This window comes from Streptomyces sp. NPDC058092, from assembly GCF_042884935.1.
Classification (GTDB): Bacteria; Actinomycetota; Actinomycetes; order Streptomycetales; family Streptomycetaceae; genus Streptomyces.
On record NZ_JBHVSY010000011.1, the window covers coordinates 49,255 to 62,109 of the forward strand.

General features: G+C 71.0%; 13 protein-coding genes. 1 reads left to right on the forward strand and 12 read right to left on the reverse strand.

The window, feature by feature from the left end:
* Positions 1-177: 177 nt before the first annotated feature.
* From ACFVV1_RS19665 to ACFVV1_RS19705, 9 genes are all read right to left on the reverse strand, one after another.
* Positions 178-1,206: a GTPase Era gene (locus tag ACFVV1_RS19665; protein ID WP_389990587.1), complete on the reverse strand. Its 1,029-nt coding sequence runs from the start codon at positions 1,204-1,206 to the stop codon at positions 178-180.
* A 62-nt stretch (positions 1,207-1,268) separates the two neighbouring features.
* Positions 1,269-2,213 carry a WxL protein peptidoglycan domain-containing protein gene (locus ACFVV1_RS19670; protein WP_389990589.1) on the reverse strand — a complete coding sequence of 315 codons (945 nt, stop codon included), beginning with the start codon at positions 2,211-2,213 and terminating at the stop codon, positions 1,269-1,271.
* 88 nt (positions 2,214-2,301) lie between these two features.
* Positions 2,302-3,657, reverse strand: coding sequence for a beta-xylosidase (locus ACFVV1_RS19675; protein WP_389990591.1), 1,356 nt, complete (start codon positions 3,655-3,657; stop codon positions 2,302-2,304).
* Between the two features lie 226 nt (positions 3,658-3,883).
* Positions 3,884-4,237 (reverse strand): cytidine deaminase, encoded by a 354-nt coding sequence (locus ACFVV1_RS19680; RefSeq protein WP_389990593.1) that lies wholly within the window; start codon positions 4,235-4,237, stop codon positions 3,884-3,886.
* A gap of 116 nt (positions 4,238-4,353) precedes the next feature.
* Complete coding sequence (locus ACFVV1_RS19685) at positions 4,354-4,707, reverse strand: MmcQ/YjbR family DNA-binding protein (protein WP_389990595.1); 354 nt, start codon at positions 4,705-4,707, stop codon at positions 4,354-4,356.
* The gene (locus ACFVV1_RS19690) at positions 4,704-5,996 is read right to left on the reverse strand and encodes a hemolysin family protein (RefSeq protein WP_389990597.1); all 1,293 of its coding nucleotides are present in this window, start codon (positions 5,994-5,996) and stop codon (positions 4,704-4,706) included. Before ACFVV1_RS19690 ends, ACFVV1_RS19685 begins: the two co-directional genes overlap by 4 nt.
* Entirely contained in the window at positions 5,993-6,490 is a 498-nt protein-coding gene (gene ybeY / locus ACFVV1_RS19695) for an rRNA maturation RNase YbeY (protein WP_389990599.1), read from the reverse strand. The genes ACFVV1_RS19690 and ybeY overlap by 4 nt, the downstream gene beginning before the upstream one ends.
* A gap of 12 nt (positions 6,491-6,502) precedes the next feature.
* Positions 6,503-7,531: a PhoH family protein gene (locus ACFVV1_RS19700; protein ID WP_389990601.1), complete on the reverse strand. Its 1,029-nt coding sequence runs from the start codon at positions 7,529-7,531 to the stop codon at positions 6,503-6,505.
* 139 nt (positions 7,532-7,670) lie between these two features.
* Positions 7,671-8,795, reverse strand: a complete 1,125-nt coding sequence (locus ACFVV1_RS19705) for a carbohydrate kinase family protein (protein WP_389990603.1) — start codon at positions 8,793-8,795, stop codon at positions 7,671-7,673.
* A 346-nt stretch (positions 8,796-9,141) separates the two neighbouring features.
* Between ACFVV1_RS19705 and ACFVV1_RS19710 the strand changes: the two genes are divergently transcribed.
* Complete coding sequence (locus tag ACFVV1_RS19710; RefSeq protein ID WP_389990605.1) at positions 9,142-10,497, forward strand: MFS transporter; 1,356 nt, start codon at positions 9,142-9,144, stop codon at positions 10,495-10,497.
* Here the strand turns inward: ACFVV1_RS19710 and ACFVV1_RS19715 are convergent.
* Genes ACFVV1_RS19715 through ACFVV1_RS19725 form a run of 3 tightly spaced genes read right to left on the reverse strand, consistent with a single transcriptional unit; the run spans position 10,461 to position 12,778 of the window.
* On the reverse strand, positions 10,461-11,453 hold the full coding sequence (locus ACFVV1_RS19715) for an adenosine deaminase (protein ID WP_389990607.1): 993 nt from the start codon (positions 11,451-11,453) through the stop codon (positions 10,461-10,463). The two genes, ACFVV1_RS19710 and ACFVV1_RS19715, sit on opposite strands and share 37 nt — an antisense overlap.
* 38 nt (positions 11,454-11,491) lie before the next feature.
* A complete protein-coding gene (locus ACFVV1_RS19720) occupies positions 11,492-12,400 on the reverse strand; it encodes a ribonuclease Z (protein ID WP_389990609.1) in 909 nt (302 codons plus the stop codon).
* Positions 12,401-12,418: 18 nt separating this feature from the next.
* Positions 12,419-12,778 carry a histidine triad nucleotide-binding protein gene (locus tag ACFVV1_RS19725; protein ID WP_389990611.1) on the reverse strand — a complete coding sequence of 120 codons (360 nt, stop codon included), beginning with the start codon at positions 12,776-12,778 and terminating at the stop codon, positions 12,419-12,421.
* Positions 12,779-12,855: the final 77 nt, after the last annotated feature.

Consider the following 12,855-nt stretch of genomic DNA (forward strand, 5'->3'; position numbering starts at 1 on the left):
GAACCCCAGCTCGGGGCCAAAAGCCCCGGAGCCGGGCAACGGTCAGAACCCCAGCCTCCGCAGCTGCTTCGGGGCCCACCCGCACGGCCGCCCTCGCACCCCTCGGCCCCAGGGGGCCTCAGCGGCTTCGGGCGGCGGCGTCGGCCTCCGGCCGCCGGGCCGGGACCGGGGCCGGGGTCAGAACCCCAGCTTCCGCAGCTGCTTCGGGTCGCGCTGCCAGTCCTTGGCCACCTTCACATGCAGGTCCAGGAAGACCGGCGTGCCGAGCAGAGCCTCGATGTGCTTGCGCGACTTCGTGCCGACGTCCTTCAGCCGCTTGCCCTTCGGGCCGATGATGATGCCCTTCTGGCTGGGGCGCTCGATGTAGACGTTGGCGTGGATGTCGAGCAGCGGCTTGTCCGCCGGGCGGTTCTCGCGCGGCAGCATCTCCTCGACGACGACCGCGATGGAGTGCGGCAGCTCGTCCCGTACGCCTTCGAGCGCGGCCTCCCGGATCAGCTCCGCGACCATGACCATCTCGGGCTCGTCGGTGAGGTCGCCCTCCGGGTAGAGCGGCGGGCTCTCCGGGAGCAGCGGCGCGATCAGGTCGGCCAGCAGGCCCACCTGGCCGGCCCCTCTCCCACCACCGCCCTTGTTCGAGGGACTGCGTCCCGCCTCCTGCTCCGCCTTGACCGCCGAGACCGGAATGATCTCGGCCCACTCGAAGCCGAGCTCCTCGCCGAGGCGGGAGACGGCGAGCAGCTGTTCGGCGAGTTGCTTGGAGTCGACCAGGTCGGTCTTGGTGATGACGGCGATCTTGGGGGTCTTCTTGATGCCCGCGAGTTCCTTGACGATGTACTTGTCGCCGGGGCCGAGCTTCTGGTCGGCGGGCAGGCAGAAGCCGATGACGTCGACCTCGGCCCAGGTGGTCCGTACGACGTCGTTGAGACGCTCGCCCAGCAGCGTGCGCGGCTTGTGGAGGCCGGGGGTGTCGACCAGGATCAGCTGGGCGTCCTCGCGGTGCACGATGCCGCGCACGGTGTGCCGGGTGGTCTGGGGCCGGTTGGAGGTGATCGCCACCTTCTGGCCGACCAGAGCGTTCGTGAGGGTGGACTTGCCCGCGTTGGGGCGGCCCACGAAGCAGGCGAAGCCGGCCCGGTGGGGGGCGTTGTTCGCAGCCTGCTGGGCAGCGGCTTCTGTGTCAGGTCGAACGCTCATGGCGCCCATTGTCCCCGATCCTGGCGGCCCCGCCGTACCAACCGCCGCGACGGGGCCCCTGCCGCGCCGTCTCAGGCCTTACGGGTACGGCTCCGACGGGCCCGTATCCACATCCCCGCACCCCCGCCGACGATCACCAGCAGGACCCCGGCCACCAGCCAGGGCAGTGCGAAGTACGGGGCGGCGGCGGACTCACGGGTGTCCCGGGCACTCGCGGTCACCTTGATCTCGCCCCATTCCAGCTGCGGCGCGTCGGCCCACTGTTCGGTCAGCCGGACCCGCTGGCGGGGCAGCAGCTCGGAGGGGATCTTCTTCAGGTCGCGGGCGAGCAGGGTGCGGCCGAAGAGTCCCTCGGCCCTGAGGGCGACCTTGGGGTTGAGGGTGACATTGCCGCGGTTGTGGAGCGTGTACGAGATGACGGCCCGGCTCTTCCCGGTGCCCGGGACCAGCGGCTGGCTGTGCTCGACCCGGACGTCGTCCACGGAGAGCGCGGGCATGGTCGGCCCGTTCACCCGCAGATAGATCCGCGCGCCGACCGCCTTGCGGATGCCGACGGCGACGGCTCCCGCGTCGGCCGGGTCGATGCGTTCGTCGAGGGCGACGAGCGCGCCGGGGTGGTCGCCCGGCTCGGCGTCCTCGGGGACGGTGATGGTGAGCGGGACGGTGACGGAGCCGTGCGGCCGCACGGTGACCCGGTCGCGGTCGGTCCTCGCCCAGGCGCCGACCGAGCGCTGCTTCTCGTGCTGGGCGCGGACGGCGAATCCGCCGTCGCGTGCGGTGTTGTACGCGTCGGCCGCGTACAGCCGGAAGGTCTGCGGCCGGTCCGTCTTGTTGGTGACGGTGACCTTGTCGTCGAGTGTGGCGCCGGGGTCGGCGGAGAGGTAGAAGTACGGGCGCTGACCGGCCTGTGTGGTGGCCGGGTAGACCGACCAGCTGCCGTTGTCCGCGGCGTGGGCCGCGGGGGCGCCGGTCAGCAGGAGGACGCCGGCCAGGAGGAGTACGTACAGCTTGCGCACGGTGCAAGGCCTCCGGGTTGGTCGGGGGTCGGGACGGGCGGTCCGGGCGGGTGCGCGCCCGGTCCACCGGTCGGTCGGGACTGCTCGGTCACGTGAGCGTGAGAGTGAGCACGCCGGAGTACGCGCCGGGGGCGGTGTACGCCGGTACGGTCAGCGCGAGCCGGGCGTCGACGGTGAACTCACCGCCGGTGAGGGTCCCGTTCGGCGCGGATGCCAGCGTGGCGCCCGCGCTGCCGACCGGCCCCGCGGAACCGGCCGCACAGGTGCTGGCGCTGCCGGGCTTCGTCGCGCAGACCGGGGTCCAGCCGAGAGCGGATGCGCCGATCGTCGCGCCGCCGGGGCCCTTGAAGTCGGTGACCTTTCCGGTCAGGGACCAGCCGGCGGGGCCGCCGCGGTAGTCCTCGACCGTCACCGTCCGGAGGGAGCCGCGGGAGGCGCCGCCCTTCCCGAAGTCGACCGCCGACATCTCGACGGTGTCCCCGGCCTGGACCATGGAGAGCGTGCCCGCCTTGACGGAGGTGTTGAGCTGCTGGCTGCCGTCCGGGATCCCCCCGCCGCCACTCGTGACGGTGTAGGCCTGCGGGCCCGCCCCCTTGGCCGCGTCCCAGCTGCCGCCCTCGTAGGCGACGATGCCGGTGGTGGCCGGATCGCTGACGGTGAGCCGGCCGCTGAAGCCGCCGGAGCCGTCCGCCTTCACGGTGGCCGTGTCGGCGGTCTGCTGGTCGCCGGCCCGGCCCGCGAGCGTGATGTCCGCGCCCGGGGTGAACTTCGCCCCGGTCACGCCGACCGCGTCACCGGCCTTGCCGGATGCGGCCCCGAGCTGGATGGCACGCTCGTTGACCTGGCCGCCGCCGTCCGTCGCGATGATCGTCTCGGAGACGGGAGCGGGCGGGTCCGTCACCGTGCACGGGGTGTCCAGCTCCATGATGTAGCTGGTGTGGATGTTGTAGTCGCCGGGCGACAGCGTGATCTGACCGGGTGCGGTGACCGCGAAGGTGCCGGTCATCGAGAACGACGGGAAGTCGCCCTTGCCGGGTACCGGGTCGTTCTTCTTCGGGCCCGCGACGGTGACGCTCGCGGACTGCGCGCCGCCGACGGTGACCTTGCCGGTCGGCGTCATGATGTCGGCGGGCAGTGCAAGATCGACCGGGTTGCTCGCGGCCGGTTTGACGACGGTGTACGTGACCGTGACCGTGTCGCCCACCATCGGGGCGGCGTTGTCCACGGTGATCTCGGCCTTCGTCGTCCCGTCGATCGGCGGGATGCCCGCGATGGCCGGCGGAATGCAGTGGGTGGGGAAGTCCACCGGTACGGAGGCTGTCGCCATGGCCTGCGCGGGGCCTGCGAGTCCCCCTCCCCCGGCGACGACGAGCGCACCCACGCCCAGCGCGGCGGCCCAGCGGCGGCCGCGCGCGGGACGTCTTCGGGCGTCGGATCTTCGCATGCTGATTCTTCGTACGGTCGGACGCATGGAGCCCCCTCCTGCCGGATGCGGCGCAGCGGCTCTTCTGCGCCGACAGGGGGCCCATTGACGACTCCGGCCGAAAAGAAGTCAATGGCAGCGAAATGCAGTGACTGATGGACCATCAGATGGTGTCAAGATCCGCACCGCGCCGAGGAATTCCGCCGGGGATTCTGCCGGGAGACGCCGCCGGGGGATTCCGCCGACGTCAGCCCGCAGTCACGCTGACCCGCAGCGTGCCGTCGGGGCCGGCGAGCAGCACCGGTGTGTCCGGGCCGCCCAGGTCCCGTACCGCGGCGCGGTCCTCGTCCGACGGGGTCTGCGCCTCGGAGACGATCGCGGCCGCCTCCAGCGAGGTGGCGCCACTGGCCACGGCCATCGCGACGGCGGTCTGCAGCGCGCTGAGCTTCAGCGATTCCAGCCGCACGGTGCCCGCGACGTACGTACGTCCGGTCTCGTCCCGTACGGCCGCACCCTCCGGCACACCGTTGCGGGCGCGGGCGCTGCGGGCCAGCGTGACGATCTTGCGGTCCTCGGGGCCGAGGTCGGTGCTCTCAGTCATGTGCCGAGCATACGAACCGGCGGGCCCGTTGCCCGCCCCGCCCCTTGCCGCAACCGGTGGCTCCGCCCGCGGACTCCCTCTCCTCGACCGCCGAAGAGGCTTGATCCCGAGAGGCCCTACGCCCGGTCGAGCCTCAGCCGCTCCGTCTTCGGCAAGCCCGCGACCACCAGGTCGTAGGAGTCCTCGATCAGTTCACGGAGCACCCGGTCCGGCACCCCGGACACCGTCACCGTGTTCCAGTGACGCTTGTTCATGTGCCAGCCCGGCACCACCGCGTCGTACTCCTCCCGCAGCCGCACCGCCTCGTCCGGATCGCACTTGAGGTTCACCGACAGCGGACGCCCGTCCAGCGTGCTGAGCGCGAACATTTTGCCGAGCACCTTGAAGACGGACGTCTCCGGCCCGAACGGGAACTCCTCGACGCTCGCATTGAATTCCAGGCAGAACGCCCTCAGCTGCTGCGGAGTCACTCCGCGTCCACCCCCTCCTGCCCCACGGGCTCCACCAGCACCGTGACGATCTTGTTCCGGCGGCCCGCCGTAGCCTCCGCCGTCAGCCGCAGCCGGCGGCGGTCCGGCAGATCGACGACCGCCGACGCCCCGGCGATCGGCACCCGGCCCAGCGCCTTCGCCAGCAGTCCGCCGACCGTTTCCACGTCCTCGTCGTCGTACTCGTCGAGGTCGAACAGGTCCCCGAGGTCGCCGATGTCGAGGCGCGCGGTCACCCGGAAGCAACCGTTCTCCAGCTCCTGGACGGGCGGGAGTTCACGGTCGTACTCGTCGGTGATCTCACCGACGATCTCTTCGAGGATGTCCTCGATGGTGACGATGCCCGCCGTACCGCCGTACTCGTCGATCACGACGGCGACATGGCTGCGCTCCTGCTGCATCTCGCGCAGCAGATCACCGGCGTTCTTCGTGTCGGGCACGAACGCCGCCGGCCGCATGGCCGTGGAGACGAGATCGGCCTCCGACTCCCGGTTGATGTGCGTCTTGCGGACCAGGTCCTTGAGGTACACGATGCCGACGATGTCGTCCTCGTTCTCCCCGGTGACGGGGATCCGCGAGAAGCCGGAGCGCAGTGCCAGGGTCAGCGCCTGCCGGATCGTCTTGTACCGCTCGATGCAGACCAGGTCGGTCCGCGGCACCATGACCTCGCGTACGAGCGTGTCACCGAGCTCGAAGACGGAGTGCACCATGCGGCGCTCCTCGTCCTCGATCAGCGACTCCGCCTCGGCGAGGTCGACCATCGCCCGCAGTTCGGCCTCGCTGGCGAACGGTCCCTTGCGGAACCCCTTGCCCGGCGTCAGCGCGTTGCCGATGAGGATCAGCAGCTGCGGGACCGGGCCCATGACCCTGGCCAGCGGCAGCAGGACGTACGCCGCCGCCGTCGCCGTGTTCAGCGGGTGCTGACGGCCGATGGTGCGCGGCGACACGCCGATGGCGACGTAGGAGACGAGGACCATCACGGCCATGGCGACGGCCAGAGCCTCCCAGGTCTCCGGGAACTCCTTCAGACAGGCGTACGTGACGAGCACACCGGCCGACATCTCGCAGGCGACCCGCACCAGCAGGGCGACATTGAGGTAGCGGGTCGGGTCCGCCGCGACCTGTTCCAGCTTCTGGCTGCCGCGCCGCCCGGAGCGGACCGCCTCGGCGGCCCGGAAGCTCGACGTACGGGCGATGCCCGCCTCCGCGCAGGCCGCCAGCCAGCCGACGACGACCAGCAGCACGGCGCCCAGGACAAGGGGAACGCTCACGACACCGTGGGGGCGGGCGACGGGCCGGTCAGGCCGCGCTCGGCACGCCAGCCGTCGACGATCGCGGCCTGGAGGCCGAACATCTCGGCCTTCTCGTCCGGCTCCTCGTGGTCGTACCCGAGGAGATGCAGCACTCCGTGGACGGTGAGGAGCTGGAGCTCCTCGTCCATGGAGTGCTGCGTCGACGCGTCCTCGCCCTGCTGCTTGGCGACCTCGGGGCAGAGCACGATGTCACCGAGGAGCCCCTGCGGGGGCTCCTCCTCGTCCTTGGACGGCGGACGGAGTTCGTCCATCGGGAAGGACATGACATCCGTGGGCCCCGGCAGGTCCATCCACTGGATGTGGAGCTGCTCCATGGCGTCGGTGTCCACGACGATCACCGAGAGCTCGGAGAGGGGGTGGATCCGCATCCGCGTGAGCGCGTAGCGGGCGATGTCGAGGATCGCCTGCTCGTCGACCTCGGTTCCGGACTCGTTGTTGACGTCGATCGACATGGTGCGGCGCGACTACTTCCCGTTGTGGCTGTCTCGGTTGTCGTACTTCTCGTACGCGTCGACGATACGGCCGACCAGCTTGTGCCGGACGACATCCTGGGAGGTGAGCAGGGAGAAGTGCACGTCCTGGATACCTTCGAGGATGTCCCGGACCTGACGCAGACCGCTCTTGGTCCCGTTCGGCAGGTCGACCTGCGTGACGTCACCGGTGACGACGATCTTCGAATCGAAGCCGAGCCGGGTCAGGAACATCTTCATCTGCTCGGCGCTGGTGTTCTGCGCCTCGTCGAGGATGATGAACGCGTCATTGAGCGTCCTTCCACGCATGTATGCCAGCGGCGCCACCTCGATCGTCCCCGCCGCCATCAGCCGCGGGATCGAGTCGGGGTCGAGCATGTCGTGCAGTGCGTCGTAGAGGGGGCGCAGATACGGGTCGATCTTCTCGTAGAGCGTGCCGGGCAGGAAGCCGAGCCGCTCGCCCGCCTCGACGGCGGGGCGGGTCAGGATGATCCGGTTGACCTGCTTGGACTGCAGGGCCTGGACGGCCTTCGCCATGGCGAGGTAGGTCTTGCCGGTGCCCGCGGGGCCGATGCCGAAGACGACGGTGTGTTTGTCGATCGCGTCGACGTACCGCTTCTGGTTGAGCGTCTTGGGACGGATGGTGCGGCCGCGGCTGGAGAGGATGTTCTGGGTGAGTACCTCGGCCGGTGTCTCCAGACCGTCCCCCTCACCGCTCTCCGTTGCCTTGAGCATGGCGATCGAGCGTTCCACTGCGTCCTCCGTCATCGGCTGACCGGTGCGGAGCACCAGCATCATCTCGGCGAACAGGCGCTGGATCAGAGCGACTTCCGTCGCGTCCCCGGCGGCGCTGACCTCGTTTCCCCGGACATGGATGTCGGCCGCCGGGAAGGCCGTTTCGATTACGCGCAGCAGGGAGTCGCCTGAACCCAGGACAGTCACCATCGGATGCTTGGCCGGTACGGTGAACTGGGCTCGCGCCTGGCCCGGCGCGGGGGTCTGGTCTGTGGATGTCTGAGTCATGGGCCGGCTCTGTGGCCTGCACATACCTCCCGTTGCAAGGTTCTCGCCGATCGACAACCTCTGGGTTACCAAGCCTACGACTCCGCGCTGACAACACCGAGGGCTTTTCCGTACGCACTGCGAACGCGTGTGCCCCGGGTCATGCCGGGCGGCGGAAGCCGATCGTCGGGACGGCCCGGCGCAGCGGCCACGGCCGGGCGGCCGTGGGCAGCAGCTTCTCCAGGAACGCGTAGCGCTGGAGCGCGGCCGGGTCCTGGTCGGCGAAGGTGCTGACCTGTTGCCACCAGGCGGCGATCTCGTCCCAGTCGGGTGCCGACAGCGATCCGCCGAACTCCTGCACCGAGAGCGCCGCGGTCAGTCCGGCGAAGGCCAGTCGGTCGGCCAGGGGCCAGTCCGCCAGGGTGCCGGTGACGAATCCGGCGACGAAGACATCGCCCGCCCCGGTCGGGTCGAGGGCCTCGACCTCGATCGCGGGTACTTCGGCGCTGGCCCCGGTCGCCGCGTCCACGGCGTACGCGCCCTCCGCGCCGAGGGTGACCACGGCGAGGGGCACCCGCTCGGCCAGGGCGTGGGCGGCGGCGCGCGGGCAGTCGGTGCGGGTGTAGCGCATCGCTTCCTCGGCGTTGGGGAGGAATGCCTGGCAGTGTCGCAGGTCGGTGAGGGCGTCCAGGTCCCAGCGGCCGGTCTCGTCCCAGCCGACGTCGGCGAAGATCCGGGCGCCGTTCCCGGCCGCTTTGGCGACCCAGGGTTCGCTGCGGCCGGGGGCGAGCGAGGCGACGGCGGCGCGGGCGCGGGGCGGGCAGCGCGGGAACACGGGTTCCCCGGCGGGGATCGCGGCGCCGGGGGTGCCCGCGGGACCCGGGGCCTCGTGGCCGTGCGAGACCATCGTCCGCTCGCCCTCGTACGCCATCGAGACGGTCACCGGCGAGTGCCAGCCGGGGACGGTGTGCGACATGGACAGGTCGATGCCCTCGCCCTGCTCCAGGGCGTCCCAGCAGTACTCGCCGTAGTGGTCGTCGCCGAACGCCGCGGCGAGTGAGGTGTGCAGTCCCAGCCGGGCCAGCGCGGTGGCCATGTTGGCGACCCCGCCGGGGCTGGAGCCCATGCCGCGCGCCCAGGATTCGGTGCCGCGCACCGGGGCGCTGTCCAGGCCGGTGAAGATGATGTCGAGGAAGACCGCGCCGGTGAGGAAGACGTCGCAGTCGGGGTCCTGCGGGGCGCGCAGCCCGTCCAGTGGGTCGATGCCTGGAATGTCTGTGCTCACCTTGCACTCCCCGGTCGTGGCAGATCCGGCCAGTGTGCCCGATGCGCGCCGGTATCCGGAGGGTCCGCGCCGCCACTTCCGAGGAGCGCGCGCCGGCCCCGCGCGCAGGGATGCCGACCTGCATAAACATGCACGGCTACCCGCATGATCGAAGGGTAAACGCATCCGTGACCCAGATCACACAGGGGTGCCTTTCGGCCGACTGGGTGCAGTTGATACAAATTGGGCCCGCGAGCCCCGTCTGCGACAGCTGCCGACGTGTGCACCGCCTTCCCCGCATTCCCGCATTGCTCTCGCCTGCCCTCCCTGCCTCCTTCGCCGCTTCGGCATGTCTTCAGGAACGCCCATGTCCTCGCGCCCTCGCGCCGCGTGGCCCCTGGTCGCCGTGTTCACCGCCGGTTACCTCGCCGCCTATCTGCTCCCCACCATCGTCGGGCGGCTCTCCGTCCATCTCGGTCTCAGTACGGCCCAGGCCGGTCTGGCGGGCAGTGCCCTGCTGCTGAGTTCGGCGGCCGCCGGGTTCACGCTGGCGGGCCGGGTCGAGGCGTACGGGCCGCGGAGACCGGCGCGGGTCGGGCTCGTGCTGGCCATGGCGGGGTACGGCTGCGCCGCGCTGGCGAGTTCCGTGCCGCTGGTGGTCATGGGCGCGGTGATCGGCGGTTTCGGTTCCGGTACGGCTACGGCGGTGGCCGCGGCGGGCATCGCCGCCCAGCGCGATCCGCACCGGACCTCGTCGCTCGGTCTGCTGAGCGTCTCCGCGACGGCGGGCGCCCTCTATCTGACGATCCCGCACCTCGGCGGCGGCCACCGGCTGCCGTTCGCCTCGATCGCCCTGGTCGCCCTGCTCGTCTGGCCCGCCACGGCACGGCTCGGCTGCGCCGCGCCCAGCGGCCCCGCCACTCCCGTCCCCCGTCGGCTGCCGCACCGCCGCTCCGGCCTGGTGCTGGCGGGCGGCATGCTCGTCTGGTCCATGGCGCAGAACGCATTGTGGGGCGTCAGCAGCCGGATCGGGGTGGTGCAGGTGGGGCTCTCCGAGGTCACCATCGGCGCGGTGTTCGCCGCCGCGCTCGGTGCGGGGCTGCTCGGGGTGATGGGCGCCGGGGTACTCGGGGCCAGGCTCGGCCGGGCGGTGCCGATCGGTGTGGGCACTCTGATCATCGCGGCGAGCATCGTGCTCAGCTCGTCGGCCGGGAACCTCGGCTCGTTCGCGACCGGCGAGATCCTGTGGAACACCGTCTACCCGGTGGTCCTGTCGTATCTGATCGGCCTGGCCGCGTCCCTGGACGTACGCGGGCGCTGGGCGGTCCTCGCGGGCTCCGCGTCATCGGTCGGGGTGGCCTGCGGGCCGGTCCTCGGCAGTGTGCTGTCCGAGCAGGCCGGGTACCCGGCCATGGGCCTGGTCCTGGGCGCCGTCACGCTCCTGGTCGCGGCCCCGGTCACGGCCGTCGCCCTGCACACCGGTGGCCGTCCGCTGGTGCCGGGATCGGTGCGCCGCCGGGGTGGCGCCCCGGCCGCGCTGCTCGCCGTCACCACCGGGGCGGTGCCCGGCGCCGTACCCAGACTGGGCGCGCCCGAGCAGGCCGTCACGGAGATCAGCCTGCCCGTGCGCCGCAGGCGCCCGGTCAGGAACGCGTTCCGCACGGCGGGTCCGTCGGGCGGGTCCGGTCAGTCGAACGTGTACGTGTCGACCTCGGCCAGGTAGCGCGCCCTGCGCTCCTCGTCGTGGTCGAGGAAGGCCGCCTCGAAGGAGTTGCGGGCCAGCGTGCGCAGTTGCTCCTGGTCCAGGCCGAGCGCCTCGTGGACGGCGTGGAAGGTGTCTCCGACGTAGCCGCCGAAGTAGGCGGGGTCGTCGGAGTTCACCGTGCAGAGCAGTCCGGCGGCCATCATGGCCCGCAGCGGGTGCTGTTCCAGGGTGTCGATGGCGCGCAGTCGTACGTTGGACAGCGGGCAGAGGGTGAGCGGTACCCGGTCGGCGACCAGCCGCTTCACCAGGTCCGCGTCCTCCATGCAGCGCAGCCCGTGATCGATGCGTTCGACGCCGAGGACGTCCAGGGCCTCCCGGATGTACTCGGGCGGGCCCTCCTCGCCGGCGTGGGCGACCTTGCGCAGCCCGAGTGCTCCGGCGGCCTCGTACACCTCGCGGAATTTGACGGGCGGGTGCCCGACCTCCGCCGAGTCGAGGCCGACCGCGCTGATCCGGTGCAGATACGGCTTCGCGGACTCCAGGGTCCGCAGCGCCGATTCGGCGGACTGGTCGCGCAGGAAGCACATGATCAGCTGGGTGGAGATGCCGTGCTTCTCCTCGCTGCGCTCCAGCGCCCGGCCGAGCCCCTCGACGACGGTGCCGATCGGGACGCCGCGTGCGGTGTGCGCCTGCGGGTCGAAGAAGATCTCGGCGTGCCGGACGCCCTGGGCCGCGGCGCGGGTGAGATACGCGTCGGCGAGTTCCTCGAAGTCCTCCTCGGTCCGGAGCACGGCCATCAGCGCGTAGTACAGGTCGAGGAAGGTCTGCAGATCGTCGAAGAGATAGGCGGTGCGGAGCTCTTCGGTGTTCGCGTACGGCAGTTGTACGCCGTTGCGTGCGGCGAGCGCGAAGGCAAGCTCGGGTTCGAGGGCTCCCTCGATGTGGAGGTGGAGTTCGGCTTTGGGGAGGTGCACGGGTATTTCACACTCACAAATGGTGGTACCGATGTGTGTCAGATGTGCCGGGTGGGCACGGGAACCCGGCCGAGGTCCCGCGCGACGGTCAGTTCGCCCTCGAACCCCGCGGCGCGGGCCTGGACCTCGAAGGCGGCCGGGTCGTCGTACCGCTGCGAGAAGTGGGTCAGTACGAGGTGCCGTACACCCGCGTCCCTGGCCACCCGGGCAGCCTGGCCGGCGGTCAGATGGCCGTGGTCGGTGGCGAGCCGTTCGTCCTCGTCGAGGAAGGTCGACTCGATGACCAGCAGGTCGCATCCCTCGGCGAGCACGTGCACGCCGTCGCAGAGCCTTGTGTCCATGATGAACGCGAACCGCTGGCCGCGCCTGCGCTCGGAGACGTCGTCGAGGGTGATGGAGCCGAGGGCGCCCTCGCGCTGGATCCGGCCGACGTCGGGGCCCTTGATGCCGTGTTCGGCGAGTTTCGCGGGAAGCATGCGGCGCCCGTCGGGTTCGACGAGCCGGTAGCCGTACGACTCGACGGGGTGCGAGAGCCGGTGGCTGCTGAGCGTGTACGCGTCCGTGGTGGCGAGCACCCCGTCGGCGGCGACCGGGGCCTCGGTCAGCTCGACGGACTCGCGGTAGGCGGTCGCGTACCGCAGCCGCTCGAAGAAACGCTGTCCGCTCGCCGGGTAGTGCGCGGTGACCGGGTGCGGAACCTGGTCGAGGTTGATCCGCTGGATGACCCCGGCCAGGCCGAGCGAGTGGTCGCCGTGGAAGTGCGTGACGCAGATCCGGTCGATGTCGTGCGCGGCGACGCCGGCCCGCAGCATCTGGCGCTGGGTGCCCTCACCCGGGTCGAAGAGGATGCCCTCGCCGTCCCAGCGCAGCAGATAGCCGTTGTGGTTGCGGTGCCTGGTCGGGACCTGGCTGGCGGTGCCGAGGACCACGAGTTCGCGTACGGACACGGTGTGCGATCGACCGTTCTAGCCGGGGGGCCACTGAAGTCCGCGGCCGCCCAGGACGTGGGCGTGCGCGTGGAAGACGGTCTGCCCGGCGCCGGAGCCGGTGTTGAAGACGACCCGGTAGCCGGTGTCGACGATCTTCTCGTCGGATGCGATGTGTCCGGCCTCGCGCAGTATGTCGGCGGCGATGGCCGGCTCGGCGGCGGCGAGGGCGGCGGCGTCCGGGTGGTGGACGCGAGGGATGACGAGTACGTGGGTGGGGGCCTGGGGGTTGATGTCCCGGAAGGCGACGGTGGTTTCGGTCTCCCGGACGATGGTTGCCGGGATCTCACCCGAGACGATCTTGCAGAACAGGCAGTCGGGCTGCGGTTCTCCCGCCATGGGGCTGGCTCCTCGGTCGGTGGTGATCGTTGTACGGCATGGTATCGGGACGCCTGCGGCGGGCCTTGTCCCCCTGC